Source organism: Aldersonia kunmingensis (genome assembly GCF_001646865.1).
In the GTDB taxonomy this organism is placed as follows: domain Bacteria; phylum Actinomycetota; class Actinomycetes; order Mycobacteriales; family Mycobacteriaceae; genus Aldersonia; species Aldersonia kunmingensis.
The window spans coordinates 1-26971 of the sequence record NZ_LRRB01000304.1; the positions used below are offsets into that span (position 1 = coordinate 1).

General features: G+C 66.2%; 27 protein-coding genes, 1 tRNA gene and 1 pseudogene. 14 read left to right on the forward strand and 15 right to left on the reverse strand.

From position 1 onward, the window contains the following. The 6 genes and pseudogenes from A8G08_RS28175 to efeU form a co-directional block, all read right to left on the reverse strand. Positions 1–178: pseudogene (locus A8G08_RS28175) on the reverse strand (PIG-L family deacetylase); the annotation flags it as partial. Beyond that, on the reverse strand, positions 175–1002 hold the full coding sequence (locus tag A8G08_RS24275; protein ID WP_068279983.1) for a glycosyltransferase family protein: 828 nt from the start codon (positions 1000–1002) through the stop codon (positions 175–177). The gene A8G08_RS24275 and the pseudogene A8G08_RS28175, both read right to left, overlap by 4 nt. Further along, positions 999–2258, reverse strand: a complete 1260-nt coding sequence (locus A8G08_RS24280; RefSeq protein ID WP_068280038.1) for a class I SAM-dependent methyltransferase — start codon at positions 2256–2258, stop codon at positions 999–1001. Before A8G08_RS24280 ends, A8G08_RS24275 begins: the two co-directional genes overlap by 4 nt. 202 nt (positions 2259–2460) lie before the next feature. Beyond that, positions 2461–3801 (reverse strand): iron uptake transporter deferrochelatase/peroxidase subunit, encoded by a 1341-nt coding sequence (gene efeB / locus A8G08_RS24285; protein ID WP_068279989.1) that lies wholly within the window; start codon positions 3799–3801, stop codon positions 2461–2463. Then, positions 3773–4903, reverse strand: coding sequence for an iron uptake system protein EfeO (gene efeO, locus A8G08_RS24290; protein WP_187344519.1), 1131 nt, complete (start codon positions 4901–4903; stop codon positions 3773–3775). Before efeO ends, efeB begins: the two co-directional genes overlap by 29 nt. Positions 4904–4920: 17 nt before the next feature. Next, complete coding sequence (efeU, locus tag A8G08_RS24295) at positions 4921–5823, reverse strand: iron uptake transporter permease EfeU (RefSeq protein WP_068279991.1); 903 nt, start codon at positions 5821–5823, stop codon at positions 4921–4923. Between the two features lie 137 nt (positions 5824–5960). Between efeU and A8G08_RS24300 the strand changes: the two genes are divergently transcribed. The 9 genes from A8G08_RS24300 (at position 5961) to A8G08_RS24340 (ending at position 14442) form a co-directional block, all read left to right on the forward strand. After that, positions 5961–6692 (forward strand): lytic transglycosylase domain-containing protein, encoded by a 732-nt coding sequence (locus A8G08_RS24300; protein ID WP_425394595.1) that lies wholly within the window; start codon positions 5961–5963, stop codon positions 6690–6692. A 129-nt stretch (positions 6693–6821) separates the two neighbouring features. Then, on the forward strand, positions 6822–8105 hold the full coding sequence (eno, locus tag A8G08_RS24305) for a phosphopyruvate hydratase (protein WP_068280043.1): 1284 nt from the start codon (positions 6822–6824) through the stop codon (positions 8103–8105). Positions 8106–8109: 4 nt separating this feature from the next. Continuing rightward, positions 8110–8814: an FtsB family cell division protein gene (locus A8G08_RS24310; RefSeq protein WP_068279992.1), complete on the forward strand. Its 705-nt coding sequence runs from the start codon at positions 8110–8112 to the stop codon at positions 8812–8814. Further along, a complete protein-coding gene (locus tag A8G08_RS24315) occupies positions 8811–9377 on the forward strand; it encodes a DUF501 domain-containing protein (protein WP_068279995.1) in 567 nt (188 codons plus the stop codon). Before A8G08_RS24310 ends, A8G08_RS24315 begins: the two co-directional genes overlap by 4 nt. Continuing rightward, positions 9374–10321 (forward strand): Ppx/GppA phosphatase family protein, encoded by a 948-nt coding sequence (locus tag A8G08_RS24320; RefSeq protein ID WP_068279998.1) that lies wholly within the window; start codon positions 9374–9376, stop codon positions 10319–10321. Before A8G08_RS24315 ends, A8G08_RS24320 begins: the two co-directional genes overlap by 4 nt. 3 nt (positions 10322–10324) lie before the next feature. Next, positions 10325–10867, forward strand: coding sequence for a TetR/AcrR family transcriptional regulator (locus A8G08_RS24325; protein WP_068280003.1), 543 nt, complete (start codon positions 10325–10327; stop codon positions 10865–10867). Between the two features lie 239 nt (positions 10868–11106). Further along, positions 11107–12690 (forward strand): GMC oxidoreductase, encoded by a 1584-nt coding sequence (locus tag A8G08_RS24330; protein WP_068280046.1) that lies wholly within the window; start codon positions 11107–11109, stop codon positions 12688–12690. Positions 12691–12755: 65 nt separating this feature from the next. Beyond that, a tRNA-Leu gene (locus A8G08_RS24335) sits at positions 12756–12829 on the forward strand. 71 nt (positions 12830–12900) lie between these two features. Then, entirely contained in the window at positions 12901–14442 is a 1542-nt protein-coding gene (locus A8G08_RS24340) for an adenylate/guanylate cyclase domain-containing protein (protein WP_068280005.1), read from the forward strand. Between the two features lies 1 nt (position 14443). On the opposite strand, the gene A8G08_RS24345 is transcribed toward A8G08_RS24340, so the two are convergent. From A8G08_RS24345 to A8G08_RS24365, 5 genes are all read right to left on the reverse strand, one after another. After that, the gene (locus tag A8G08_RS24345; RefSeq protein WP_068280006.1) at positions 14444–15160 is read right to left on the reverse strand and encodes a cutinase family protein; all 717 of its coding nucleotides are present in this window, start codon (positions 15158–15160) and stop codon (positions 14444–14446) included. Between the two features lie 104 nt (positions 15161–15264). Then, the gene (locus A8G08_RS24350; RefSeq protein ID WP_068280012.1) at positions 15265–16131 is read right to left on the reverse strand and encodes an RNA polymerase sigma-70 factor; all 867 of its coding nucleotides are present in this window, start codon (positions 16129–16131) and stop codon (positions 15265–15267) included. Then, complete coding sequence (locus A8G08_RS24355) at positions 16128–16706, reverse strand: carboxymuconolactone decarboxylase family protein (RefSeq protein ID WP_068280015.1); 579 nt, start codon at positions 16704–16706, stop codon at positions 16128–16130. The genes A8G08_RS24350 and A8G08_RS24355 overlap by 4 nt, the downstream gene beginning before the upstream one ends. Before the next feature lie 84 nt (positions 16707–16790). Then, complete coding sequence (locus A8G08_RS24360) at positions 16791–16997, reverse strand: hypothetical protein (RefSeq protein ID WP_068280018.1); 207 nt, start codon at positions 16995–16997, stop codon at positions 16791–16793. 229 nt (positions 16998–17226) lie between these two features. Further along, positions 17227–17577, reverse strand: coding sequence for an iron chaperone (locus tag A8G08_RS24365; protein ID WP_245672986.1), 351 nt, complete (start codon positions 17575–17577; stop codon positions 17227–17229). 112 nt (positions 17578–17689) lie between these two features. Between A8G08_RS24365 and A8G08_RS24370 the strand changes: the two genes are divergently transcribed. The 3 genes from A8G08_RS24370 (at position 17690) to A8G08_RS24380 (ending at position 20002) form a co-directional block, all read left to right on the forward strand. Then, positions 17690–19075 (forward strand): HNH endonuclease signature motif containing protein, encoded by a 1386-nt coding sequence (locus tag A8G08_RS24370; RefSeq protein WP_068280021.1) that lies wholly within the window; start codon positions 17690–17692, stop codon positions 19073–19075. Between the two features lie 84 nt (positions 19076–19159). Continuing rightward, positions 19160–19579, forward strand: coding sequence for a cupin domain-containing protein (locus A8G08_RS24375; RefSeq protein WP_068280025.1), 420 nt, complete (start codon positions 19160–19162; stop codon positions 19577–19579). 87 nt (positions 19580–19666) lie between these two features. Next, entirely contained in the window at positions 19667–20002 is a 336-nt protein-coding gene (locus A8G08_RS24380; RefSeq protein WP_084436838.1) for a hypothetical protein, read from the forward strand. Here the strand turns inward: A8G08_RS24380 and A8G08_RS24385 are convergent. Both A8G08_RS24385 and A8G08_RS24390 read right to left on the reverse strand, forming a co-directional pair. Beyond that, positions 19975–20313: a 4Fe-4S dicluster domain-containing protein gene (locus tag A8G08_RS24385; RefSeq protein WP_068280056.1), complete on the reverse strand. Its 339-nt coding sequence runs from the start codon at positions 20311–20313 to the stop codon at positions 19975–19977. The two genes, A8G08_RS24380 and A8G08_RS24385, sit on opposite strands and share 28 nt — an antisense overlap. Then, positions 20310–21884 carry an FAD-dependent oxidoreductase gene (locus tag A8G08_RS24390; protein ID WP_068280052.1) on the reverse strand — a complete coding sequence of 525 codons (1575 nt, stop codon included), beginning with the start codon at positions 21882–21884 and terminating at the stop codon, positions 20310–20312. Before A8G08_RS24390 ends, A8G08_RS24385 begins: the two co-directional genes overlap by 4 nt. Before the next feature lie 204 nt (positions 21885–22088). Here A8G08_RS24390 and A8G08_RS24395 point away from each other — a divergent pair, with 204 nt between their 5' ends. Continuing rightward, complete coding sequence (locus A8G08_RS24395) at positions 22089–22883, forward strand: PaaI family thioesterase (protein WP_068280032.1); 795 nt, start codon at positions 22089–22091, stop codon at positions 22881–22883. 27 nt (positions 22884–22910) lie between these two features. Here the strand turns inward: A8G08_RS24395 and A8G08_RS24400 are convergent, their stop codons facing one another. Continuing rightward, on the reverse strand, positions 22911–24722 hold the full coding sequence (locus tag A8G08_RS24400; protein WP_068280034.1) for a hydroxysqualene dehydroxylase: 1812 nt from the start codon (positions 24720–24722) through the stop codon (positions 22911–22913). Positions 24723–24753: 31 nt separating this feature from the next. Beyond that, a complete protein-coding gene (locus A8G08_RS24405; protein ID WP_068280059.1) occupies positions 24754–26157 on the reverse strand; it encodes an NAD(P)/FAD-dependent oxidoreductase in 1404 nt (467 codons plus the stop codon). A gap of 206 nt (positions 26158–26363) precedes the next feature. On the opposite strand from A8G08_RS24405, the gene A8G08_RS24410 reads away from it, so the two are divergent. Continuing rightward, positions 26364–26971 (forward strand): TetR/AcrR family transcriptional regulator (locus A8G08_RS24410; protein WP_068280037.1); only part of this gene is annotated, 608 nt, incomplete at its 3' end.

Genomic DNA, 26971 nt, shown 5'->3' on the forward strand with positions numbered 1-26971 from the left:
CACGCTCCTCGGTCTCACGTGCGGTGCCCCCACCGGACAGCACGAGCGCGCGGACCTCGAGATTGGGGTTTCCCTCGGCCAGCGTCAGCAGTGTGCCGCCCATTCCAATGGCTATGTCGTCACAGTGTGCGCCGACAGCCGCAATTCGCGCGATCAAGCCTGTCTCCAGTTGGATCATCGGACGAGAGCGGGCTGGACGATCGGATCGGGCTCACTGCCGTCCTCACGGTGGCTGTCCCACACCATCCATGGCCGGTAATTCTTGTGGTAGTAATTCTCGAGCTCGGCCCGTTCCTTGAAGGTGTCGGCTGGCTTCCAGAAGCCGTAATGCTTGTAGCCGAACAGCCTTCCCTGCGCAGCGAGTGCGCCACATGCATCCGCGACCAGGTCACCGCCCGGCGGCAGATGGTCGAAGACCTCCTGGGTCAATACGAAGAACCCGCCGTTCTCCCAGATCGGCAGATCGGAGACGGGGGTGATCTGCTTGACCTCGCCCGCCTCGCTCACGTCCACGCAGTGGAACGATGACTGCGGCGGAACCACCATCATCGAAGCCGCGGCGCGGGTGGTCATGACCTCGTCGATGATCACGTCCATCGGGGCGTCGGTGAGTACATCGGCGTAGTTGGCCAGGAAGTACTCGTCGCCGTCGAGGTGGTCGCGTACGCGGCGCAGTCGTTCGCCGATCGGCGACTCGAGCCCGGTATCGACGAAAGTAATTGTCCAGTCGCTGATGTCGGAGTGCATCAGTTCGACTTTGCCGCCGCGCATGACGAAGTCGTTGGACTCGGCCTCGTCGTAGGTCAGGAAGTAATTCTTGATATGCGACGCGCCGTAGCCGAGGCACAGGATGAAGTCCTTGTGGCCAAAATGCGCGTAGTAGCGCATGACATGCCAGATGAGCGGCCGGGGCCCGACCATCTGCATGGGCTTGGGTATCTCGTCGTCGTTGCTGTTACGCATCCGCATTCCGTATCCCCCACAGAACAGAACAACCTTCATTTCGATTGCCTCCCCAGGGCTTTCGCCGATGCGGTGATAGTGCTGTGCAACGTCGGCAGCGGGAATACCAGCTCGCCGCCCCATTCGGCGATGTAGTCGAGCTGGTGGGTGAGTTCGGTTTCCAGATTCCACGGCAAAGCGAGGACTACGTCCGGTCGGTCCTTGGTGATCTGCTCCGGATCGTGAATCGGGATGCGGGTGCCCGGCGTGAACCTGCCGTGCTTGTAGGGATTTCGGTCGACCGTGTACTCGATCAGGTCGGTCCGGATTCCGCAGTAGTTGAGCAACGTGTTGCCCTTGCCCGGGGCGCCGTAACCGACGACCCGCTTGCCCGCATCCTTGGCATCGAGCAGGAAGCGGAGCAACTCTTGGCGCACCTTGTCGGTGCGAGGCTGCAACTCGAGATAGCCGGCCACCGAATGCAGCCCGGCCTCCTCCTCGAGGCGCAGTACTTCGGCGACGCGCTCGGTCGGCTCGCCGGCCGCCGCCTCCGGGCGGGCCCAGACGCGGATCGAGCCGCCGTGGGTCGGGATGAGCTCGACATCGACCACCGTCAGGCCGGCGGTCGCGAGCGCCCGGGTAGCCGAAAGCAGCGTGTAGTACTGGAAATGCTCGTGGTAGATCGTGTCGAACTGGCCGAGGCTGACCAGATTGAGCGCGTGGTGCACCTCGATCGAGAGCCACCCATCCTCGGCCATCAGCAGCCGCAGCGAGCGCGTGAAACCGAGCAGGTCCGGGATATGGGCGTAGACGTTGTTGGCGACAACCAGATCGGCCCGCCCGAGCGAGGTGCGGATTCGCCCGGCCAGGTGCTCGTCGAGAAAGCCGGTCTCGGTGGGAACACCGCGCTCGCGGGCGGCCGCGCCGACGTTGACCGACGGTTCGATGCCGAGGCACGGGATGCCGGCGTCGACGACGTGCTGCAGTAGGTAGCCGTCGTTGCTGGCGACCTCCACCACGAACGAGTCTTCGTTTAGCCCGAGCCGTCCGACGGTGCCCTCGACGAACGTCTTGGCGTGCTGCACCCAGCTGTCCGAGTACGAGGAGAAGTATGCGTACTCGGTGAACGTGTCCTCCGGCGTGATCAGCGCGGGAATCTGCAGCAGCAGGCAGTCCTCGCACAGGCGGAGATGCAGCGGATATGTGGGTTCGGGCGAATCGAGCTCGTCGGTGGTGAGGAACTTCTCGCAGGGCGGCGTCGCACCCAGATCGACGACGCTGAGCAAGCGCGTCGAGTCGCATAGTCGGCACCGCACCGAGGGGCCTCGATTCGTCGACGGGAGAAACCAGCAGGAACGCTTGCTGGTGGATCGCTCGACGTCCATATGGTGTTACGTCCAACCGGAATCTGGCGGCAGCCGATCCGGATCACCTGCGACTATGCCAGATTGCTTGGGAATTTGCTTGGTGAAATGGTTACCCAACGAAAGTTTGCTGAAAACTGCCTGGGATTGGTGCTCAGCGATTCCCGACGGGCTCGGCCGCGTTCTCCGCGCCGAACAACGTCGATCCCCAGAACTCGCCGTCACGGACTCCTGGAGGCACCGCGAAGACCGCGGACGAGGTGTGCTGGATGTATTCGTTCAGCAGGTCGGCTCGGGCGAGCGCGAGTTGCATCGGGACGAACTGGGTCTGCGGGTTGCGGCAGAACGCGATGAAGAACAGCCCCGCGTCGAGGTGTCCGAAGCCGTCGGAGCCGTCGGTGAAGTTGTAGCCGCGGCGGAGCAGTTTCACCCCGCCGAGCGTCTCGTGCGAGGCCAGCCGGATATGCGCCTGGCGGTCGATCAGCGGGCCTTCCGGCCCAGCCGACTGCAGGTCGACCTCGTCGAACTCGTCGGTCGCGCCGAACGGGGCGCCGTTGCCCTTCAACCGCCCGATCACCCGCTCCTGCTCGTTGAGCGCGGTGCGGTCCCACGATTCGATGAGCATCCGGATTCGCCGGGTGACCAAATACGACCCGCCCGCGAGCCAGGCCTGGTCGTCGTCGGGGGCGACCCAGACGAACTCGTCCACAGCGGTTTCGTCCTCGGCCTTGAGGTTGTTCGTCCCGTCCTTGAAGCCCATCAGATTCCGGGCGGTCAGTTGCTCCTGCGACGTCGACGAGGTGCGGCCGAAGCCAAGCTGCGACCACCGAACCGCGACCACACCGGTGCCGATGCGGGCGAGGTTGCGCACGGCGTGCACGGCGACCTGCGGATCGTTCGAGCATGCCTGGATGCAGATGTCGCCGCCGCTGATCGCGGGATTGAGGATCTCGCCGGGGAAGTGCTGGAGGTCGGCCAGAGCCGCCGGCTTGCGCTGGTACAGGCCGAAGCGGTCGTTCTCGGCGGTGCCAAAGAGTGACGGGCCGAACCCGATGGTGAGGGTGAGGTTGGCCGCGGGCAGATCGAGTGCCTCGCCGGTGTCCTTCGGCGGGGCGTACTGCGGACCTTCGGCAGCAGCGCCCGGATAGGTCTCGTCACCGAGGGTCATCCGCTCGGCGACCTCGGTCCACTCCTTCAGCACTGCGATCAGTCGCTCACGCGAATCCGTGACCACGTCGAAGGAGACGAAGTGCAGGCGGTCCTGGGTCGGCGTGACGATGCCGGCCTGATACTCGCCGCGGAATGCGACGACGTTCGCGGCGGCGGGGGCGTCGCTCTCGGGGGCGGTCACACGCCCCACGACTGCGCCTGCGCCTGCGAGGGCCGCGCCGGCACCGATGGCGCCGAACAGCCCGCGGCGGCTCAGTCCGCCGCGGGTCGGTTCGGACGTGTTGGTTTGCGCGCCGTTATTGTCCGGCGACGACGGCTTGGACATTGCTCACTTCCGCCAGTAGGGCGTCGAGCTTATTCGAAAGCTCTTGGCGCTGTTGTTCATTGACAGTGTCGTAAGAGACGAACCCATCTCCCTGTCGGTATTTCGCGAGCTCCTCGTCCACCGCGGCAAAGCGCTGATCGATGCGCAGGCCGAGTTGGGCGTCGCGTTCGTCGATGATCGGCCGCACCGCCGCGACCGCGGCCTGCGACCCGTCCACATTCGCCTGGAAGTCGTACAGGTCGGTATGCGAGAAGAAGTCCTCTTCACCGGTGATCTTGGTGCGAGCGACCTCTTCGAGCAGCTCGGCGGCACCGCCCGCGGTCTGGACCGGGTCGAAGGTGAAGTCCTCGGCGTTCACGCGGTTGACGAGCTCTGCCACGTCGGCCTCGAGCTGATCGGCCATCGCGTTGGTGTCGGGCTGCAGGCCCTGGGCCCACAGATCCTTCTCGATCCGATGGAAGCCGGTCCAGGGCTGGCCCGGCTCGACGTCCGGCTCCCGCAGATCGAGGCGCGGGTCAAGGTCGTCGGGGAAACTCTCGGCCACCGGTTCGATGCGCTCGTAATAGGTACGCGTCGTGGGGAACTGTGCCTTCGCCGCCTCGATATCGCCGGCCTTCACCGCGTTCACGAAGTTCCGGGTGGTCTCCTCGAGCGCAACCGTCTGGGACACCACGTAGCGCTTGTAACCGTCGGCGGCCTCGGCGAGGAGGCTGCCCTCCTCGGGCGCGCTCTTGGCCTCGCCGGTGACGGTGAAGTCCGCGCGGATGCCCTCGCCGACCATGCCCGGACGGCACGAGGTCTGGTAGGTCCCCGGGTCGTTCAGCGCGACGATGAGCTGACGAGTCAGCCCGGGCCCGATGTTTTCCACCTCGCCCATCACCCGGTCGCCTTCGCCATAGACGTAGAACTCGGTCACCTTGGAGCCGTTGTTGGTCACCGAGAAGGCGGTGTTGCCGGTGGTCGACTCCGTCTTGGCGACGTCGCAGCTGTCGTCGGTCGCGGTGACGGCGATCGCGTCGGTGTCCGTGTCGGATTTCTCGGTGCAGCCAGCGAGGGCGAGCGCGATGGCGGCGGTGGCCGCGATCGCGTAGCTGGGGCGAATGGTCAAGCTCGTGCCTTTCAGGATGTGGATTCGGGGGTAAGTTCGGGTGCCGGTTTGGCGGCGGGCTTCGGCCCGGACTTGACCGGCCGCAGGAACAGCGGCAGTACCACGGCGATATAGGTCACCCACGCGATCGCCTGGGCGAGCGTCGGGTCGGGCCGGAAGTTGAAGATCCCGGCGAGCACGGTGCCATACCAACTCGACGCGTCGAACGAGTTCGAGATGTCGAACGCGTGTGTCGATCCGCCGGCGAGCCAGCCGGCGATCTGCAATGCGCGCACGCCGTACGAAAGGATTCCCGCGGCCACGATGATCAGGAAGATGCCGGTGTACTTGAAGAACCGGGCGAGGTCGATCTTTATCGCGCCGAAGTACAGCAGGACGGTCAGCGCGGCGGCGACGGCGAGCCCGATCAGCAGCCCGATCAGCGGCCACGAACTGCCGGCGGTGTTCTCGGCATAGCCGACCATCAACAGTGCGGTCTCCACGCCTTCGCGGCCGACCGCGAAGAACGCCAGTGAGACGACGGCGAACGGACCCAGGCCGAGCGCCTTTTCCATCCCGGCCCGCAGTTCGCCCGAGATGGATCGCGCCGCGGTGCGCATCCACAGCACCATGCCGGTCACGATCACCACGGCCACCAGCGAAGCGACACCGGCAATCATCTCGGCGGCCAGGCCCGTCACTGTCGATGTGCCGTAGTGAATGCCGACGAAGATGGCGGCGACCATCGCCACTGCGGCGCCAACCCCGACCCACACCCACTTGAGCGCATCGCGGCGGTCGGTCTTCACCAGGAACGCGACCAGGATCATCACGACGATGCCGGCCTCGAGGCCTTCGCGGACGCCGATCAGCCCGCTGCCGAACAGTTGCGTGGCAATGGACGGCGCGTTTCCGGTGGAGGCAAGTACGGACATCGAACCTCGTGGTGTGTCGGAACAACCCGATAATTAAGGCAAGGCGAGCCTTGGTTTGATGGTGAACCTACACCCGAATTCATGACACGCCAGTGCGCTTTACCTGGGCTTTAACAATTCGCGTGCAGGATGGATGCGTGCCCCGAATCCGACGCCGCTGCCTGGCAGGCCTTGCCGTGCTGACGTTGGTCACCGCCGGCTGCTCGGGTTTCGGTTCCGGGGTCGACGTACCCGAGGGCATTCCGCCGGGACCGGGTGCTCCGGTGCCGCCGATCGACATCGATGCGCCGGGCCGGGCGGCAACACAACTGCAGGCGTGGGCCGACGAACAGGGCGCCGCGAACCGGATCCCGGTGCCCGCGCTGGAGGCATACGGCTACGCCGCTGCCGTACTCGCGCGCAGCCGTCCCGACTGTGGCATCGCCTGGACGACCCTGGCCGGCATCGCCAGCGTGGAGAGCAAGCACGGCATGCATGGCAGTTCGTCGGTGCACGACGACGGCACCGTGACGCCCCCGATCCGCGGAATCGCGCTCGACGGCGCCCCCGGCGTTGCCGATATCGATGACACCGACGGCGGCCAACTCGACGGCGACACCGAGCATGACCGGGCAATGGGCCCGATGCAGTTCATTCCCGAGACATGGCGGCACTGGGCGGTCGACGCGAACGGCGACGGCGTGCTCGACCCGGACAACATCGATGACGCCGCGCTCACCGCCGCCCTCTATCTGTGTGCCCGCGGCGGTGACCTGCGCACGGCCGAGGGGTGGCAGCAGGCTCTGCTGGCCTACAACCAATCGGGTTCCTATCTGCGGCAGGTGCGTCACCGAGCCGCTCTCTACAGCGTCGGAGCCGAACTGTCCTGACCCCCGGACGGTCGGATGGCGAAACGCTGGCCGACAGGACGCAACGCGCGGGAGCCGGGAAGATAGGCTCGCACCCGTAAGCCTGTGCCCTGGTGCAGGCAATTGTTCACCGCCGAAGGAGTGTCGTTCGTGGCCATCATCGAACAGGTTGGAGCACGCGAGATTCTCGACTCCCGGGGAAACCCGACGGTCGAGGTTGAGATCGCGCTCGACGACGGCACGGTAACCCGTGCTGCGGTGCCCTCGGGCGCCTCGACCGGTGAGCACGAGGCGGTCGAACTCCGTGACGGCGGCAGCCGGTACGGCGGCAAGGGTGTCACCAAGGCCGTCAACGGTGTTCTCGACGAGATTGCCCCGGCTCTGATCGGCCTCGACGCCGTCGAGCAGCGCGTCATCGACCAGACCCTGCTCGACCTCGACGGCACGCCGGACAAGTCGCGCCTCGGTGCCAACGCCCTGCTCGGTGTTTCGCTCGCCGTCGCCCGCGCCGCCGCGCAGTCGTCCGACCTGGACCTGTACCAGTACGTCGGCGGCCCGAACGCACACATCCTGCCCGTGCCGATGATGAACATCCTCAACGGTGGCGCCCATGCCGACACCGGTGTCGACGTGCAGGAATTCATGATCGCCCCGATCGGCGCGCCGACCTTCAAGGAGTCGCTGCGCTGGGGTGCGGAGGTCTACCACGCACTCAAGTCGGTGCTCAAGGAGAAGGGCCTGTCCACCGGCCTGGGTGACGAGGGTGGCTTCGCCCCGGATGCGGCCAACACCAAGGCCGCGCTCGACCTGATCGAGATCGCGGTCGGCAAGACCGGCTTCAAGCTCGGCACCGATGTTGCGCTCGCGCTCGACGTGGCCGCCTCGGAGTTCTACAACGACGGCAGCTACCAGTTCGAGGGCAAGGCGCACTCGGCCGCAGAAATGACCCGCTTCTACGAGGAGCTCGTCAACAACTACCCGCTCGTCTCGATCGAGGACCCGCTCAACGAGAACGACTGGGACGGCTGGATCGCCCTCACCGATGACATCGGCGAGAAGGTGCAGCTCGTCGGCGACGACCTGTTCGTCACCAACCCCGACCGCCTCGCGGACGGCATCGCCAAGGGCGCGGCCAACGCGCTGCTGGTGAAGGTGAACCAGATCGGAACGCTCACCGAGACGCTCGACGCCGTCGATCTCGCGCACCGCAACGGCTACAAGACGATGATGAGCCACCGCAGCGGTGAGACCGAGGACACCACGATCGCGGACCTCGCGGTTGCCGTGGGCAGCGGCCAGATCAAGACCGGTGCTCCCGCTCGTTCCGAGCGTGTCGCGAAGTACAACCAGCTGCTGCGGATCGAGGATCAGCTCGGCGACGCCGCCCGCTACGCGGGCGAGGTCGCCTTCCCCCGGTTCAACTTCGGCAGCTGAGGCCATGGCTGCTCGCCGCACGCGCAGGCCGGGTCCCGACCAGAACGGTCGGGACGCGCGCCGCACGTCGCGGACAGAGCGGCGGTCGCAGAATGCATCGGGACGACGCGCGCCCGGCTCCGGTTCCGACCGGGACCGGCGCGCGCCGGCGTCCAAACCGTCCGGTGAGGGCAACGACCGCGATCGGTCGGCGCACGTCATCGGCAGGCGCAAGTCCGAGCGGCACGAAAGTACCTCCGATCGAACGATTTTCGGACTCTCGACCGCGCGTGCGGTGATCCTCGCGGTCGTGGTCTGCGTGCTGGCGTTGACGTTGGCCGTGCCGCTGCGGACGTATTTCACCCAGCGCAGCGAGGCGACGAGCATCGAGGCCGAGCGTGTGCAGCTCGAACGGGATATCGCCGAGTTGCAGCAGAAGAAGCAGCAGCAGGAAGACCCGGCCTATATCGCCGCCGAGGCGCGCGAGCGGCTGCGTCTGGTGATGCCGGGGGAGACCCCGTACCAGGTGCAGTTGCCCGGTGCATATGAGGCGGCACAGGCGGAACGCGCTGAGCCGGAAAAGAAGTCGGGCACCTGGTACAGCGATCTGTGGCATGAAGTGTCCGAGCCTCGCCCGGTAGAGCCGACCCCGGTGGCACCCGCGCCGGCACCTCAACCTCCGCCGCCGGCTCCGGTGGCACCACCGGTCTCGGGAGGGCCGGGCGGATGAGCAACGAAGACAATCACCCGACCGAGGCCGACCTCGCCGTCATCGAACGCCAACTCGGACGGGCGCCGCGTGGCGTGCTCGCCGTCGCGTACCGCACCCCGGACGGTCTGCCTGCCGTGGTGAAGACCGCACCCCGATTGCCGGATGGCACACCGTTTCCCACGCTGTACTACCTGACCGACCCCCGGCTCACAGCCGAGGCGAGCCGGCAGGAATCCGCCGGAGTTATGCGGGAGATGACCGACCGGTTGTCGAGCGATCCGCAGCTGGCCGAGCAGTATCGGCGAGCGCACGAGAGCTACCTCGCCGAGCGTGACGAGATCGACTCGCTTGGAACCACTTTCACCGGTGGTGGTATGCCGGATCGCGTCAAATGCCTGCACGTGCTGATGGCGCATTCGCTCGCGAAGGGGCCCGGAGTGAACCCCTTCGGTGACGAGTCGGTCGCGCTCGCCGCGCAGGGCCGGTTGCGCGGCACAGCAATTCCCGCCGACTGGCCCAAGTACACGGGCCCGTCCGGTTCCGACGGTTCTGACGAGGGTGAGACGGAAGGGCACGCGTGACGCGACGGGTAGCGGGAATCGATTGCGGTACCAACTCGATTCGCCTGCTGATTGCCGATATCGACGATGACGGCAATCTCACCGACGTCCGCCGCGAGATGCGCATCGTCCGGCTCGGCCAGGGCGTCGACAAGACCAAGTCGTTCCTGCCCGAGGCGATCGAGCGCACGCGAGTCGCGCTGCACGAGTACGTCGGCATGATGCGGGAGACCGGCACGACCGCCGTGCGGATGGTCGCGACCTCGGCCACCCGCGATGCGAGCAACCGCGAGGACTTCTTCGCCATGACGCGCGCCGAGTTGGGTGCCGTCGTGCCCGGGGCGGTGGCCGAGGTCATCACCGGTGACGAAGAGGCGCGACTGTCTTTCGCGGGCGCGGTTGGTCAGCTCGATCCGGCGGAAGGCCCGTTCGTAGTAGTCGATCTCGGTGGTGGTTCCACCGAGGTCGTGCTCGGCGATTCCGACGGCGTGCGTGCCGCGTTCTCCGCCGACATCGGCTGTGTGCGGATCACCGAGCGCTGCCTGCATACCGACCCGCCGACCGGCGAAGAGCTTTTTGCGGCAAGGGAATTCGTGGAGGGTCGGCTGGCCGAGGCGCTGGCGGTTGTGCCGGTGGAGCAGGCCCGGACCTGGGTCGGGGTGGCCGGCACGATGACCACGATCGCCGCGCTCGGACGCGAGCTGCCCGAGTACGACCCGGCCAAGGTGCACCTATCGCGGATCGACCTGCCCCGACTGCACGAGGTGTGCGACGGGCTGATCGCGATGAACCATGAGCAGCGCGCCGCACTCGGGCCGATGCACCCCGGGCGGGTGGACGTGATCGGCGGCGGCGCGGTGGTATGCGCGACACTCGCCGATGAATTGTCGCGCCGCGCAGGGATTTCCGAGCTTGTCGTGAGCGAGCATGACATTCTCGACGGCATCGCCATGTCGGTTCGCTGAAACATGCGTTCGCGCAAGAAGATAATCAATGCGACGCTGTCCGTCATTGAGTCCGCCGGATTCAATGGCGTCTCCATCGCCGCGGTGGCCGAGGCCGCCAAGGTGTCGCGCCAGACCGTCTACTCCAATTTCGGCAGCCGGGAAGACCTTGTATCGCAGGCGCTTTCCGAATTGATGGTCGATATTCTCGGCGACATCCGAGCCAGGGCCGCCGCGGCCAAGTCACCTTTCGAGTACGTGCGGGAGCTGATCGTCGCGGGGCGCCTGGAGGTGCGCACGCACGCTGTACTGGGCCGGTTACTCGAGGTGGCACGCGACAACCCGGTCTTCGACAGCGATGTGATGGAGCGAGCGAAGCCGCTTTCGCAGTTGCTCCTCGCCCCGCTCGTGGAGGAATACCCCGATATCGAGCCGAGGCTCGAGGAGATCGGATTGGTGGCCACGCGGTGGTCGATGTCGATCATCCTGTTCGACGATGAGTCGGTACGGACCGACGATGACCTGCGGGACTTCCTCGGTCGCTGGCTGCGTCCGGCGATGGAGTGATGCCGCATCCCGTTGGCGGAACGGTGAGCCAATGTGGTTACCGATGAGTAGTGGTTCGCGTCACAGTCGCCTACGTGTCGGTTGACACTTTTTTGAGCAACTGTCTAGTTTCTAACTCGCCTGGAGATGTGGACCAGGCTGCCACCGGTTGGTGACCGCCGTCGTGTCTCCCGCAATTTTGCTTGGACACAAGTGCTTTCGGTGTGCACCGGCGCGTACCTGACTTGTTGGAGGAAGCCTTGCCGAGCATCACCCGCCGTTCATTCCTGGTCGGTGCGGCCGCGGCCGGCGCTGCGGTGGCGGGAGGAGGGTTCGCCCAGGCCGCTCCCGGTGCGAGCCGGGTGGGGCTGACCCGCGAGGAGCACCGGGTCGTCGTTATCGGCTCCGGCTTCGGCGGCGGAATCGCGGCGCTGCGACTCGCTCAGGCCGGCGTGCCGGTCGTGTTGCTCGAGCGCGGCAAGCGCTGGTCGACCGGCCCGAATGCGGACACCTTCCCCAATGCGGTGAATCCCGACAAGCGGATTCTCTGGTACCAGTCCGCCCCACAGTTGTTCGGCAAGCCGGCCGTATTCGACCCGTACGTGGGGCTTGTCGAGGCGGTTGCCGGCGAGAACATGACCACGATGTGTGCGGCCGGTCTCGGCGGGGGATCGCTCGTCTACCAGGGGATGAGCCTGCAACCCTCGGAGGCGGTGTTCAACACGCATTTTCCGCAGGCGCTCGACTGGGACCTGATGAACCGGGTGCACTACCCGCGCGTCGCGCGCATGCTCCAGCTCGACACGGCGCCGGACGAGCTGGTCGACAGCCCGAACTATCTCGCGCCGCGGATCTTCGCGCGCAACGTGCGGCGGGCAGGGATGCCGCTGTCCAAGATCCCGATGCCGATCGACTGGAGCTTCGCCCTGCGTGAGCTGGCCGGTGAGATGAAGCCGTCCTACACCAATGGCTCGGGTGCAATGGGCGTCAACAACGGCGGAAAGCACACCGTCGACGTCACCTATATTGCGGCTGCCGAGGCAACCGGCAATGTCGACGTGCGCACGCTGCACCAGGTGACCGATGTCGAGCGCGACAAGGACGGCCGCTGGGTGGTCTACGTCGATCGCATCGACACGACCGGCGCGGTGCTGGAGAACAAGATCCTGACCACCGACACGCTCATCATGTCGGCGGGCAGCATGAATACGACCAAGCTGCTGGTGCGCGCGAAGGCGACCGGTCGCATTCCGGACCTGCCCGATGCTCTGGGCGAGGGCTGGGGCAGCAATGCCGACCGCATCTACGTGTGGACGAATCTGGAGGACAGCTTCGGGGTCGAGCAGGGTGGCCCGGTCGTCTACGGCAGCCTGAACTGGGACGATCCGAAGTCGGCCCACACCGTCATCCAGGCCTCGATGCCGCCGATGCCCATCGACGCGCGCAGCACGATGCTCGTCGGCTACGGCGTCAGCGAGAGCCGTGGGCGGTTCGTGTACGACGCGGCGCAGGGCCAGGCCGTGCTGCGCTGGCCAAAGGACGGCGACGCCCGGATCCAGAACGGCCACATCGGCCCCGCCGTGCAGCGCATCGCCGGCCCGCGCAGCATCCTGACCGACACGAACAATGTCCTCAACAGCACCTGGCATCCGCTGGGCGGCGCGTGCATGGGCACCGTGTGCGACCTCGAAGGTCGAGTGCAGGGTCAGCGTGGCCTGTACGTCCTCGACGGCGCGCTCATGCCGGGTAACGCCGCGGCATGCAACCCGTCGCTGTCGATCGCGGCGGTTGCGGAGCGTGCCATGGACCAGATCGTCGCCAAGGACGTCGGCACGCTTATCTGAGTTGTGGCTGCGCGGGACCGGTTTGGTCTCTTCGCAAGCGGGCGTGAGATTCTTGGGATGCTCACGCCCCCATAGCCCAATTGGCAGAGGCAGCGGACTTAAAATCCGCCAAGTGTCGGTTCGAGTCCGACTGGGGGCACCGGAAACCGCAGGCCATATCGCGCGTTCAAACGCGGACGACAGCGCTGCCAGCCGTAATAGCCTCCCGGCATGGACCGCATCTGGCAGTGGGCGTGGGATCGGTACCGGGCGAGATATACGTGGGCGGTCTTCGCAATCTCCTACTTCGCAATCCTGCCGTTTTGGCTGCTTGGGGCGGGTCTAGTCGTCGCTTTCGAGGAGTCCGATCGCTACCTGGAGGCGGCAGCGGTCGCCGTGGTCGGCGCGCTGTTGCTGGCGTACTACTCGGTTCTTCCTGGTGCGAGTCCGCAGCGTCTCGTGGACCGGTGGGCGGCCGGCGAGGACGTCGACGAGTCAACGGCGCTGGAGGCTAGTTACGCGTGGACTCGGGGAACGGTTGCGCGGACAGTAGCGGGCTCTGCTGTATTCGGCGCACTACTCTTTGCCGGTGTCGGCGCGTTGGTCGGCGCGGCGGGCTCGACGTGTGCGCAGTACGGGAGTGTGGGCGCGGCTCTCGGCGGTGTTGCGGCATTAATCAACGGGCACAGTTTTGCGGGAGCGGCGCTGCGGCCGGCGAGGGCCGCGATTGCGGGTGGCACGGGGATCGGTGACGCCTTGCCCCGCTCTCGACCGACCTTTGCGGCGTGGACGAACGTGGCTATGTTTGCGGCCTCATTCTGCTTCGCTGTCGCGGGCGCAATGCTCGCGGCCGTGCTCGATGTGGGCAGACACGGTCCGGTGCTCGCCGTTGTTATCGGAGGTGCGTTGACGCTGGTGTTCGCCGTGCCGATTGTCGTTGGTCTTACGCTCGCACCGTCGCTGCGTCCCATCCGTGACCTAACCGAAGGGACGAAGCGTGTGGCTGCCGGCGATTACGGCCGGCGCGTGCCGGTGGTTCAGGACGATGACCTCGGTGCGCTCGCGGCGTCGTTCAACCGTATGCAAGCGGGTTTGGCTGAGCGGCAACGACTTCAAGCGGCGTTCGGGACATATGTCGACCCCGACCTCGCCTCGCGTCTGCTCGAACAAGGTGATGACGTGTTCACCGGTGAGCGCCGCGAGGTGACCGTGATGTTCGTCGACATCCGCGACTTCACCCCGTTCGCAGAGGCGAACACGGCCGAGGACACGGTGGCCCGCCTCAATGCGCTATTCGAGATCGTGGTGCCCGCGGTCGTCGATGCCGGTGGGCACGTCAACAAATTCCTCGGCGACGGTGCGCTGGCGGTGTTCGGAGCTCCGCATTACCTTGCCCATCACGCAGATGCCGCGGTGACTGCCGCGGTGTTGATTCAACGCCTTGTTGCCGAGCGGTTCGGCGGGGCGCTTCGGATCGGAATCGGGATCAACACGGGCGTGGTGATTGCCGGAACCATCGGCGGTGGAGGAAAGCTCGAGTTCACCTTGATTGGTGACACCGTCAATGTCGCCGCGCGCGTCGAGCAACTCACCAAGTCAACCCGCGACTCGATCCTGCTCACCCAGCACTGCGTCGACGCCCTGTCGTCTCCACCGCTCGGACTTGTCGACCGGGGATTCCATGCGCTGAAAGGCAAGTCAGCCGCGGTGCGGGTCTTCGGCCTCGACCACGAGACCTACACGCGGGCCGATCTCACTCGCCAAGGGCACTGATCTAGAGGCGACTCGCCGCGAATCCTGCTGCGTCGATCTGCATTCCGTTGACGGCGTACAGCACGTGCAAGGCATTGGGTTGCCTCGCGGGTGTGCCGTCGCAGATGTTGTCGAAGGGGACGCAGTATTCGCGGGTCTTCCCTGCATACAGACCGCCAACGGCAACAGTGGGTGCGCCGAGGTCGAGCATGAACCGGTCCGACGGCTTGCCGAAGAGAACGACCGCCGCGACGTGATTGGCGACCTCCGGAGGCATCGGCGGCGGCACGTCGGCCCGGTGCTCCGGTCGGACGCCGGGAGGTAGTCCGCCCATCGTGGCGATCCCGGCCACGACAGCACCCTGCGAATAACCGCCGAGCACGATCCGCGTGCCAGGGCAAGTGTTCGCGATGAACGTGATGTGCCGCTGCGCATCTCTGATTCCGTCCAAGGCCGTATGCAGGACGACCGCGGGGTGGTCGAAGTCGGCGCTGGCGGCGTAGTTCACTCCATACGATCCGACCGTCTTACCGCCGGCCCGCGCGCGCATGGCTTCGGTGAACGAGGAGCCTGTGACGCCGAGACCTGGCGGTTCGGCGGTACCCCGGGCGAAGACCACTTCGATGTCGGGGCAAGGTGCCGCGGACGCCGCCTGAACAGGCAAAGTCAGCGGCAACCCCAGTGCTCCGACTGCCACGGCCGCTGCACACAAGAACTTCGGGAGAGAGCGTGCTGTCATATTGCGAACACTACCGTTCATAATGACACTGGTACCCGGTGACGGCAAAAGTTATTCGCTCGAGACCCCGGCCAATTTCGCAACGGCATCTGGGCGAACGTTCATCACCGCTGCAGTTCCGCCACCGTCTCCAGCCGGCCCAGCTTCTCCGGGTTGCGCATCGCGTAGATCCGGGTGATCTTCCCGTCCTCGATTGCGACACTCACCGCGGTGGGTTCGACGCCCCCAATCTCGATGCGGAACCCCGGCATCCCGTTGATCCAGACGGTGCGCATCTGCACGTCGGGCAGCTTTGCCAAGCGCCGGAGCAGAGTCACGATTGTCTTTGCTCCGGTGATCGGCTTCCGGACCGCCGCCGCCAGGCCACCGCCGTCGGCGATCAGCACCACGTCCGGAGCGAGCACGTCGACCAAACCCTGCACGTTGCCGGTGGAGAGCGCCGCCATGAACTTTTCCACGGCAGCCAGTTGCTGTGCTCGGTCCACCTGCATCCGTGGTCGCCGTGCAGCCACGTGTTCGCGGGCGCGGTGCGCGATCTGCCGAACCGAGGCGGGAGTCTTCCCGACGGCCTCGGCAATCTCGGCGAACGGCATCTCGAACACCTCGTGCAGCACGAACACCGCGCGCTCGGCCGGACCGAGGGTCTCGAGCACGGTGAGCATCGCGATCGAGACGTTCTCGGCCAGCTCGACGTCCTCCGCGACGTCCGGACTGGTGAGCAACGGCTCAGGTAGCCATTCGCCGACATAGTCCTCACGTCGCCGCGCCAGCGTGCGGAGCCGATTGAGCGCGAGTCGCGTGGCGATGCGAACGAGGTACGACCGCGGGTCGTGCACCTCCGCTTGGTCCACGTCTGCCCACCGCAGCCAGGTTTCTTGCACGACGTCTTCGGCGTCGGCCGCGGAGCCGAGCATCTCATAGGCGACCGTGAACAGCAGGCCGCGGTGGACGACGAACGGATCGTCGGTCATGCCGTCGAGGCTACGGCGAGCGGTGCGAGACCACAGGAGGCCGCAAACTCTTGCGACTCGATGCCCATCGCGACGTTGCCGCGAGTCATGAAGTTCGCCAGAGCAATGTAGGAAGTCAGCTCGACGAGCGCCGCCGGGCCCAGTGTGTCGAGTAGCCGAGCGGACAACTCGTCCGTGACGGTCGGTGTCGTCTGGGTCATTGCCTCGGCGTACTCCATGACATCTCGTTCGAGCGGCGTGAAGACGTCCGACTCACGCCACCGCGGCACCTGCTGTGCTTTGACAAGGTCCAGACCCTCGTTGTGGGCGCTGAAGTACCCGAAGTCCAGGCAGAAGCTGCAGCCCACCAGGCTGGCCACCGCCATGTGTGCGAACGACTTCAGGTTCGCGTCGCACTGGTCCCACTTCTTGACCCTGCGGCTTACCGCGAAGCTGAAGTTCAACACCTTGCGGTTGTGCCACACCACTCCCAGTGGCTCGGGCACCTCGCCGAACATCTTGCGGGACATTCGCTTCACCACAGCGCCGGAGATGCCGGTGAGTTCTGCCTGCGGAATCCTGGTGTTGCCAGCCATAGTTCCCTCCGTGGTCGGTTGCTCGGGCATAAGACACCGGGGGTGGTGGGAATGTGACACCGCCGAGGAAGTGGGCTGTGCCCGCTATGAGTCCAGGCGCTCGGACTCGGTTACGGAATGCCAGGCGCTTGGTGAGTAGCGGCGAGTCTCTTTGATGTGAATCGGCGGCCCACCGGTGCCGTCGTGAAAGGTCACCGTCGTGCGGTGAACCAGTATCGTCCCGACGATTTCGTACTCGTCGTCCTCGGCTTCGAAGGTCGAGCCGTCGCTGAGCTGGATATGTGCCGTCATGGTCGGAGTGTGGCACCGGGGCCGTGGCGTGGCGAGTGGGTTCAACGATCGCGCACTTCTTCATGTGGGCGCGCGTGTTTCGGCGTGCGCGGTGTCGCTAATAAGTGCGCGGTCGCGCCCGCGGGGCATGGTCCGATGTGAGCCCTACCGCCCACAATTCGCGGCTGCGCGCGGGATCCCGCCCATCAGTGCGAAAAATGGGCGCTGACGTTCACTGCCCGGCGCGCGCTCAACCAATCTGATCCCGGCGAAACGTCACCAGCGCGCGCACCGCATCATCCGAGATCGGATCTGCCGGCTGGAATCTCACCGTTCCCTTGTCGGCGTCGACGCCGTCCAGAAGCGAGCCCACGGCGGTGACTGCCTCGCCGCTGAACGGGTAAAGGCCGATGTGCTTCTTCGTGCGCATCACCGCGATCAGCCCTTTGCCGCGCAGCGTCAGTGCCGGCATTCCGTAGCTCTTGCCCTGCTCCGCAGCGGGTTCGACCTCGCGCGCCACGGCGTAGATGTGCTCGATGACAGTTCGGTCCTCGGGCTCGAGCCCGGCGAGGTATTCGTCGATGGTGCCCACGATTGTCATGGTTGCACCGGACTGCGACCACTGGCGAGCCAACGAGAATTTTCATTGGGAGACAGCGGATTTCAATCTCGAATCTGCTGCGCGAAGCGCATCGTCGCGATAGAATTCGAACATGTTTTCGAATGCTAATGCGGACGCGGCTCTGGCCGCGCTCGATGCTGCGGTGTTCACGTTGGCCGATCTTGACTTCGACACTATGGACAACCCGCAGCGGTTGGAGGTGCTGCGGCGGATCGAGATTGTCGCCCGGAAGCTCCCCGCAGTCGGGAACGAACTGCTCGCTCGTATGGGGGACCAGCGCAAGGCCGAGGAGTTCGGTGGCGAGCATCCGCTTCGCGTTGTGGCGGACGCCCTGCGAATTACCCGCAGTGCCGCCGCGAAGCGATTCCACACGGCCGAGCAGCTCGCAACACGGTTCTCGTTGACCGGAGACGTTCTGCCGCCGGAACTCCCAGCCCTCGCCGCGGCGGTACGTGCAGGCGAGGTCGGCGATGCGCATGTGCAGCTGATTCGCACATTCCTCCATCACCTGCCGACCGCCGTCGATGAGGGGACCCGTGGGCAGGCGCAAGCGCAGCTCACGGAATGTGCGACAACGATGCGTCCCGACGAGCTCGCGAAGGTCGCCGCCCGCCTGGCGGGCTACCTGAATCCGGATGGCAGTTACGCCGAGAAGGATCGCGCTCGCACGCGGAGTCTGCGGTTGGGCAAGCAGGGGCCCGACTTGATGAGCTCGCTGACCGGCCGGGTAGACCCGGAGCTACGAACTTATCTGGAAGCCGTGTTCGCAAAGCTTGCTGCTCCCGGTTCCTGCAATCCTGACGACGAGGCGCCGGTGATGGATCGCGAACCCGATGCGGACTCCGTTCAGCGCGACAAGCGCACGCACGGCCAGCGCTGCCATGACGGACTCAAGGCTGCGTGCCGTGCGCTGCTCGCATCCGGCGAGCTCGGCCAGCATCGGGGGCTGCCCGTCTCGGTTGTCGTGTCGACCACGCTGCGCGAACTAGGCGAGTTGGCCGGCCCGGGAACGACCGCCGGCGGCTCGCTGCTGCCGGTCCGGGACCTCGTCCGCATGGCCGCGCATGCCCGTCATTACCTCGCCGTATTCGACGACACCACGGGCCGGGCGCTGTATCTGGCTCGCGCGAAGCGAATTGCGACTGCGGACCAGCGGATCGTGTTGCACGCCCGCGATATCGGCTGCAGCTTCCCGGGCTGCGGTGCACCGGGCTACCTCGCCCAAGCTCACCACCGCCGCGAATGGGCCGACGGCGGAGCAACCGACATCGACAACCTGACTCTCGTCTGTCACACCCACCACAAGCTCGCCGGAACTGGGCTGGATCAATGGCGGACGACAGCCACGTGGAGTGGGCGCACGGCATGGATTCCGCCGTTTCATGTCGACCCGCGACAACGTCAAAGGGTCAACCACTTCCATCATCCGGGTGAGGTGCTGGTCGGAGTGGGTGCCGACAGCGGCGAACCGCCGTGACATGCCTGCGAGGCCTCTGTGAATCACCCTCGCTCCGCCGCCCGGCGCGGCCTATGCTCGACGCACGGAACCGCAGGGGGTGCCATGATGCCGAGAACGATCCTCGTCGCCGCAGCCGCCGTCGCGCTGGCAGTCGCCGCACCCGCGGGATTGGCGTCCGCGACCCCGCCCGAGGGCTCGACCAATCGCACCGAACTCGCGATTCTCCCTGTCGGCCCGAGCTCCGTCGTGTTGCAGAGACTGCAACTGCAGCCAGGCGCGTCGAGCGGCTGGCATGTCCACAACGGGCCCGAGTATTCGGTGATTTCGAGTGGATCGGTCGCGGTGCAGTTTGCCGGGAAATGCGAGTTCACCGACTACGGCTTCGGTCAGATCGTGTTCATCCCGTCGAACGCGCCGCATCGCGTCGTCAACCGGTCGAGCCGGATCGCCGAGGCGTTCGTCAGCTACACGGTGCCGGAGGACGCGCCGGTCCGGGGCGACGCGCCGAGCCCGTGCCCGTAGTACGTCCATTACTCCGCAGGTAATCGCCACGATTACCTCTCGCGCGTAGCGTCGGAATCACCGAACCCGCTCCGAGAGGAGATCGACGTGGCGACGCAGACCTACGAACACCCAGGGCTCCGATTGATCCTGCGGATGGACCGGGCGGGCTCCGCCTACTTCGTCGGCCTCGGCGTGCTCACCGCGCCGGTCCTGATGCTCACCGACCCACCCGAGCTCATCGTCTGGCTGATGTGGATCGGGTGGATTGGCTTCGCGATTTGGCTTGCGGCGCTTGGTGTTTTCATGGCGTGGGGTCTCACCCGAGCGGCATTACGTGGTCAGGAACTCGACGAGAACTGGTGGCGGTCGATGATCGACTACCCATTGCTGGAGACGACGACCGACCGCACACCTCACCTCGATAGTCGCGGCGGGAGTTGACCTTTCGGCAACTCCGGGCCGATCGCGAGCCGCGCGCCGGGCTCGCGCCCACGGCCCCAACCAAGCTTCTCTCGATACCGTCCGACATGTTGGCGGTCGATGATGCGCGGATCCGGCAGCGGCGTCGACTCCGGATGCACGTAGAGGGCATCGGTCGGGCAGTAGGCCTCGCACATGAAGCACGTCTGGCAGTCGGAGTGCCGGGAGATCTCCGGTACGCCCGACTCGCTGCGGTCGAAAACACTCGTCGGGCACACGTCGATGCACTTGTCGCAGGCGATGCACGCCTCGGCAAGAACGAGCTCGATCATGCCGCCACCGGCGCAGGCTTCGTCCACACCGCGTCGAGTCCGCCCGTGAGGATGTGGTGGTGCTGGCCGGGATCCAGCTCCGGGAAGTCATCACGCTTGCTCATGCCGCGCGATTCCGTGCGTGCCAGCGCCGACTCGTACATCCACCGGCCCACTGCCGTGATCGCCGCGGCCTGGCGGGCGCGCACTCGCTCGATCCCCGTGCCTCCCAGTCCCGCCGAGGTTGCTTCCCACAGCGCATCGAGTTGAGCCAGCGCGGGCGAGACCCGGTTGCCCTCGCGAATGTAGTTCTTGTCGAACGGAAGTAGCTCGGTTTGTGCCGCGGCAACCACCTCAGCGGCAGTGAGCGACGCCCCAACGCCGCTTGGCCGCAAGCCAACTCGACCGGCGCCGAAGACCTCGCGGTGCCCGACGCGCCCGGCGTGGAGCGCGAACTGCGCTGCGCCGCGGCCCGCCCAGGTACCCGACGACATCGCCCACGCCGAATTGTGGCTGCCGCCACCGGTGAAGCCGCCGCAGATCCGTTCCCGAGTCGCCGCGTCGCCCGCCGCGAACAGGCCTGGCACGGTGGTGGCGCAGGTGCGGTCGATGACGTCGAGGCCGCCGGTGCCGCGCACCGTGCCCTCGGCGAGCAGATCCACCTCGAAGCGCTGGGTGAAGGGATCGATGCCGCGCCGATCGAACTGCAGGAAGAAGTTCGGCTGGCCGATCCGCATCTGTTGCTGCTGCGTCGTATCGGCTCGGTCGAGCTGGGCAAAGACCTTCTCGTGCAACAGGGCTCGGGCAATCTGCGAACGACCGCGCAACGAACCAGCGCCCTCGAGTACGCGGCCGTCCTCGTGGAAGAACGTCGCGAAGCCGTAGTACGCCGTCTTCGTGATCGTCGACCCCTTTGGCACGATGCCGTAGGCGTTCGAGAACTCCATGCCGGAGAACTGCGCGCCCACCTCAGCGGCCATCAGTGCGCCGTCACCGGTATTGACGTCGGTGCCGAGCGCCTTCGACAGGAACGCGCATCCGCCGCTCGCAAGAACCACCGAGCCTGCGGTAATCCGGTAGTCGCGGTCCTCGTGCCGGTGGTAACCGGCAGCACCACGCACCTGCCCGGAAGCGTCGGTGAGCAGTTCGAGAGCGGGGGAGTGATCGAAGATCGTGACACCGGCCCGGCGGACCCACGCCCGCATGCGGCGCATGTACTCCGGTCCCTGTACGCCGGTCCGGATCTGCCGCCCGGTCTCCGGATCCACCGGGAACGGGTAGCGGCCGGCGACGGCGAGCCGGTTCATGTTGGTCCAGGTCTGTTCGAGGACACCGTCCATCCAGGCGTGGTCGGCGAGGAATCCGCCGAGTTCCTCGCGGCTCGCCTTCGCCTTGGCGCGCGCCTCGGGGTCCGGCGCGACGTACCAGACGCCGGTGCCGGCCGGTGCGGTTGTGCCACTCGTCCCGCAGTAGCCCTTGTCGACCAGGACCACGTCGGCGCCGGCTTCGCGAGCCGACAGCGCAGCCCAGGTGGCGGCGGGTCCGCCGCCGATCACGAGGACATCGGTGCTCAGTAACAACGGCTCGGACACCTTGGATTCGGGCACGCTCGCTCCTCGCTCGACGGCAGATATGCGATCGACGCTATTGGCGTGGAGGCTCGTCGTGACCGGTTGCGATCAGCGTGATTGCTACCGCTGAGTGGACCTCCGATGCGACGCCGCGCCAACCGGTTGATATGAACGAGGGGCAAGTTGTCCGGTCGGCGCAGTCCGGCCGCGGAGAAAGTGGTGCCGATGAACCCCGAGGTGATCTTCCGAATCGAGTCCGATCCCGGGCACGGTTCGCTGCGCATGGGGTTGGGTCCGTGGTGCATGGACGATGCCGGTGACTTCAGCCCGGCCTCGCTCGCGGTCGGCGTAGATGCCCTGCTCGGGGCGCAAATTCACCTGGCCCGCTTCGCCGAGCGCTGGACGGTGACCAGCGAGCTGACCATCGACAGTTTTGCCGATCCGGAGCCGTCGGCACGCTACCTGGACCTGCGCACCACGCACCTTTCCAACGACGATGGCGGCGGCGCGGGGACCTGTGAGGTGGTGACCGACGGTGGCCGAGTCATCGCGTCCGGGTTGCTGCGGTCTCGCTATGTCCCACCGCTGCCGGAAATGCCGCGTGAGTTCCGGTTCCCGTCGAAAGAGGAACGAGTCGACGAACGGGAACCCAAGTCGGTGCTCGACGCGATCGGTGGCCGGGTCGAGATGGCGGAATCGGGTGCGCGCCTCGTGGTCGCCGCCGATTCGCGGCTGCGCAACTTCAGCGGCGTGCTGCACGGCGGAATCGTGTCTACCGCGTCGAGCCTCGCGGGTCTCGCAGCGCTGGACTCCACGGTGCCGAAGCGAATCGCGCGCTACTCGGTGAACTTCGTGCGGCCCGTGCCGATCGATGTGGATGCGACGTTCGAAGCGACCCCGGTGCACAACGGTCGTGGATTCGGCGTCGCGGAAGTGATTGCGCGAACGGCCGACGGAAAGATCGGCTCGTTCGCGACTGTCACCGCATACGCGCGCCCGGACGACGCGCCGACCCCCTGATTGTCGGCCCGTAGCCCGGGCGGCGACTCACCCGTCCAGCAGGTGAGGCTGGCCCGCCCGGAAGCGGTCGGCGTCGATCTTCTTGGCGGCGTCGAAGATCGGCAGGTTCACCAGCGGGAAGATCGCCGCGCGCCCGCCCGGGTCGCCGGCGGCGTTCATGATGCCGTTGGCTGCAGCGCGACCCGATTCGTTCGCGGCCTCCATCGTGGGCAGGTCGATGTGCGTGCGCACGTGATCGCCACCGATGAACAGGTTCGGGATCGCGGTGGTGGCGTTCGGACGCCAATCCCACGAGCCGACGGTGTTGACGAGCAGCGGGGTCTCGTTGTGAGTCGTGCCGCCGGACCAGGTCAAACCCGGGTCGAGGTGCCAGGAGTGGATGTCCTCGTCGCGCAGCCAGTTGCGCCCGGTGTTGAGCCACATCTTGGCCTGAGCCCAGACCTCCTGCCGCACTTCTTCTTTGGTGCACTGCTTGGCCGGCTTGCCGAACAGGATGCCCGGCGTGTCCCAGTCGGACACATCGATGGAGAGGCACTCCACGACGGTGCCGTCACCGTAGGTGGCTTGGAAGTTGTTGGCCCACATGGGCGCCTGGCGCAGGCCGGTGATCGCCCACGGCGAACCCATGCAGGCGATATGACCCTCGGGCAGGCCACTCTGACGGGTCATATAGAACTGGATACCCACCATCCAGTCGGCGTAAAGCTTGTGGATGCCGGCGAGGTGCGGGTCGGCGTTCATGACCTCGTCGGTGATCAGGGGCTGCGCCTTGTCGACGGGCATCGAGGCTACGTAGTAGTCGGAGTGCACGGTGCTCCGAGCTCCCGATCCGTCGGCCATCGTGACGCTGGAGATCCGCCCGCCCTCCACGTTCAGCCGCACGGCGCGCTGGCCCATGATGAACTGAACGCCGCGTGAGCGCAGGTAGGCCACCCACGGATCGATCCACGCCTCGTTGGTGGGACGGTTGAGGATTCGGTCCGCGCCGCCCTTGTACTCGGGGACGATTCCGGTGGCGGCGAGGACGAGAGCCTCACCGATGGTGGCGATCGTGCGCGCGGAACTGACGTGTGGCTTCGCGGCGACGGTGATGCGGGTGAGCGCGTTGACCAGGTAGTCGCGGTAGGCCTGCGACTTGCCTTCGGCCTTGAGCGCGTTCTCCCAGGTCATGTACTCCCATTGCCCGAACCGTCGTTCTTCCGAACTGGTGAACCACATCATCATCATCTTGACGAAGAACGCCATTTCGAGCGGCGGCAGCTGCGGGATGAAGCCGACCGCAGTAATGAGGGCCTTCTCGATCGTTTCCGGCGTGATCTGGGAAATGCCGGCGACGCTGAACGGCGCCGCAATCGCGGGCGAACCCTTGATGCCGACGACGCTGGAGTCCACCGCGCGCAGGTTGGTCAGCACGCCTTGCGGGTTGCCGGGGAAGGGAATTCGCGACATGGTGTCCGGCACATGCTGGTAACAGCCGGGGAAGAAACGGAACCCGTGCTCACCGGGCAGGTTCTTGCGGCCGCCCGCTGCGGTGTTCGGCACGTCCATACTACGGGCCTTGCCGCCGAGGAAGGACGGTTCGTACACCGTGACGGCGTAGCCGCGCTCGGCCAGTTCGTGGGCGGCCGACAAGCCGGCCATACCGCCGCCGAAGATGGCGACGGAGCGGCCGGGCTTCGGCAGTATCGGCTGCTGTCGCAGCGGCTTGGGTGCGGCGCTGGCGGTGCCCGCCGTGCCGGGAAGTGCGGTGGTTGCGGCGACTGCCGCACCGCCGACGATCGCCGCGCGCATTACGTCGCGACGGTTGAAACCCGGAGTGGTACCGCCGGTTTCATTCATTTCGACCCCTCGAGAAATGGTGGTTGCTGACCTAGCGATGGACGGGTGTAACCGATTTTGTGGCGTACTGCGACGGCGGTGCGGGCAGGTCCGGCAGCGAGACGCGACGTTCCGACCATTCGGCGGCGCCGTCACGAATCTCGCGTCCGATCTGCTTGGCCAACGCGACCCGCGACGAGGCCGGGTTGGTGACACCTTTCGCGAGCACTTTGGCCAGCCGTGCTGGTGACGCGACCTCGTTCGGCGTGCGCAGGCGCGAGTAGACCTCGATCAATCCGACCGCGATGTCGGGATTGTCGTCTGCTGCGCGGTACAGCTCGAGCTCGAGTGGGGTCAGCGGCTCGCCGCGGGCTTGTCGGTTCGTCCACTGGAAGATGTCCATGCATTCGCGCCGCCGACGCTGCTCCCACGCATCCAACTGGGCGTCGAGCGCCACGGTATGGTCGAGCAGCGACGCGGTCGCCTCACCGAGCAGACGCCCGTAGCGCATCGCATCGCGAATGCCTTGAGCGGTAACGGGATCCTTGAAGTGTCCGGCGTCCCCGGCGAGCGCCCAACCGGGTCCGGCGGAACGGCGGAAGTACGAGGCGATGTTGAGTCCGGAGCGGACCTTGCCTTCGAGCTCGCAGCCACTCAGCCGCTCATTCAGGCCCGGAATCTGCTCGATCATGCCGCGGTAGAACTCCTCGACACCGCCGGTCACCCGATTTGGGGACTTGCCGACCGGCGGCTGCAGCAGGCACAGCACCAGGCCGTCGTCGCACGGAAACGCCGTGCCGAGCAGGTCGTCGACCCGCCACATCACCGCGGTCTCACGCCATTCGGGCTTGTTGTCACGCCAATAGCCGTAGAAGCAGTTCCGCCCGCTCGGCGCGTGCAGGTAGGGAGTGTCACGCACTCCTACGAGCGAGGCCACGGTGCTGCTCCGGCCGTCCGCGCCGATCGTCAGTGGAGCGCGGATCTCGCGAAACACATTGTCCGAGTCCGTGTATCGGACTCCGGCGACCCTGCCGTCCTCCCACACGAGCTCGCTGACCCGCGACCGTTCGCGGATTTCCGCGCCGGCCTCTCTTGCCGTCGCCACGAGGGAGGCGTCCAATCCGGTTCGGCGGACGCACATCGCGTAGTCGATGCCCTCGTACGGGGTGTACGGTGCGCGAACCGTGTACTGCGGACCGACGGCGACTGCCATCGCTATGGGCAGCGGTGGTGCGCCGAGTGCGCGGACCCTCTCGAGTGCACCGAGGGTCTGCAATTCGGCGACCCCGGCAGGCCAGAGCAGGTGGGTCGAGAGCGCATCGGAGGGGAAACGGCTGCTGTCCAGGCCGATGACATGGCGACCGGCTTTCGCCAGCGCGATCAGGGCTGCGGACCCTGCACACCGGGTGCCCACCACGACGACATCGGCGTATTCGACCGATTCCGGTTCACTCATCACGGACCGCAATCCGCACCCAAACATCATGAGCGGCAAGGGATTCGATCATCCCGCCGAGCCTTCGCGACATCGCGGCCCCTGTGGGTCAAAGTGTTCGGACATAGTGTCCGATTTGAATAGTTGCGCGCTGTTGTCAGATTGTCAATAACGAATCTCGAAATGGCAATCACTTGTTCAGCGGAGTTCGCGGGCATGATGGGGCCATGGTGTCGGTGACCCGCTCGACGAAGAACTCTCCCGCGCGGCGGGGCGAACGCCGCGAGGAAGTGGAACACCGTGTCCTCACGGCGGTGGACCGGCTACTGGCGCAGGGCGTGGCATTCACCGAGCTACCTGTCCAGCGAATTGCGACCGAATCCGATATCGCGCGCTCGACGTTCTACCGCTATTTCCCGGACAAGAGTCAGCTGCTGATCCGGATGGCCGACCTCGCCACCGACGACCTATTCCGGGCGGCGGCGCAATGGTGGGCGGGCGAGCAATTGAGCGAGACAGGCGCGATCGACGCGATGCGGGACATGATCGCGGGCTTCACCAAACACCGACTACTGCTCGAGGCTCTCGTCGAGGTCGCAAGCTATGACCGGGAAGTCGGGCGGTACTGGCGTTCCCGAGTCGACGCCTTCGTCGAGATGGTGCGCCGCCGCCTCAACGAGTTGAAAGAAGCGGGGCGCATCAACGAGGAGATGGACGTGCATGCCACGGCGGTGATCGTCACCGCCATGGTCGAGCGGGTGATCGCGGGTCGGCACCGCATCTCGGAGGGCCGGCTGGCCGAGGCGCTGGGCCGCGCGATCTGGCTGACGATTTA

Excerpts from the sequence above, each read along its gene's own strand:
- A8G08_RS24275 (WP_068279983.1), bottom strand. The coding sequence starts at position 1,002 with ATGAAGGTTGTTCTGTTCTGTGGGGGATACGGAATGCGGATGCGTAAC.
- efeB (WP_068279989.1), bottom strand. The coding sequence starts at position 3,801 with ATGTCCAAGCCGTCGTCGCCGGACAATAACGGCGCGCAAACCAACACG.
- efeU (WP_068279991.1), bottom strand. The coding sequence starts at position 5,823 with ATGTCCGTACTTGCCTCCACCGGAAACGCGCCGTCCATTGCCACGCAA.
- A8G08_RS24310 (WP_068279992.1), top strand. The coding sequence starts at position 8,110 with ATGGCTGCTCGCCGCACGCGCAGGCCGGGTCCCGACCAGAACGGTCGG.
- A8G08_RS24315 (WP_068279995.1), top strand. The coding sequence starts at position 8,811 with ATGAGCAACGAAGACAATCACCCGACCGAGGCCGACCTCGCCGTCATC.
- A8G08_RS24325 (WP_068280003.1), top strand. The coding sequence starts at position 10,325 with ATGCGTTCGCGCAAGAAGATAATCAATGCGACGCTGTCCGTCATTGAG.
- A8G08_RS24340 (WP_068280005.1), top strand. The coding sequence starts at position 12,901 with ATGGACCGCATCTGGCAGTGGGCGTGGGATCGGTACCGGGCGAGATAT.
- A8G08_RS24345 (WP_068280006.1), bottom strand. The coding sequence starts at position 15,160 with ATGACAGCACGCTCTCTCCCGAAGTTCTTGTGTGCAGCGGCCGTGGCA.
- A8G08_RS24350 (WP_068280012.1), bottom strand. The coding sequence starts at position 16,131 with ATGACCGACGATCCGTTCGTCGTCCACCGCGGCCTGCTGTTCACGGTC.
- A8G08_RS24355 (WP_068280015.1), bottom strand. The coding sequence starts at position 16,706 with ATGGCTGGCAACACCAGGATTCCGCAGGCAGAACTCACCGGCATCTCC.
- A8G08_RS24360 (WP_068280018.1), bottom strand. The coding sequence starts at position 16,997 with ATGACGGCACATATCCAGCTCAGCGACGGCTCGACCTTCGAAGCCGAG.
- A8G08_RS24365 (WP_245672986.1), bottom strand. The coding sequence starts at position 17,577 with ATGACAATCGTGGGCACCATCGACGAATACCTCGCCGGGCTCGAGCCC.
- A8G08_RS24370 (WP_068280021.1), top strand. The coding sequence starts at position 17,690 with ATGTTTTCGAATGCTAATGCGGACGCGGCTCTGGCCGCGCTCGATGCT.
- A8G08_RS24375 (WP_068280025.1), top strand. The coding sequence starts at position 19,160 with ATGATGCCGAGAACGATCCTCGTCGCCGCAGCCGCCGTCGCGCTGGCA.
- A8G08_RS24385 (WP_068280056.1), bottom strand. The coding sequence starts at position 20,313 with ATGATCGAGCTCGTTCTTGCCGAGGCGTGCATCGCCTGCGACAAGTGC.
- A8G08_RS24395 (WP_068280032.1), top strand. The coding sequence starts at position 22,089 with ATGAACCCCGAGGTGATCTTCCGAATCGAGTCCGATCCCGGGCACGGT.
- A8G08_RS24400 (WP_068280034.1), bottom strand. The coding sequence starts at position 24,722 with ATGAATGAAACCGGCGGTACCACTCCGGGTTTCAACCGTCGCGACGTA.
- A8G08_RS24405 (WP_068280059.1), bottom strand. The coding sequence starts at position 26,157 with ATGAGTGAACCGGAATCGGTCGAATACGCCGATGTCGTCGTGGTGGGC.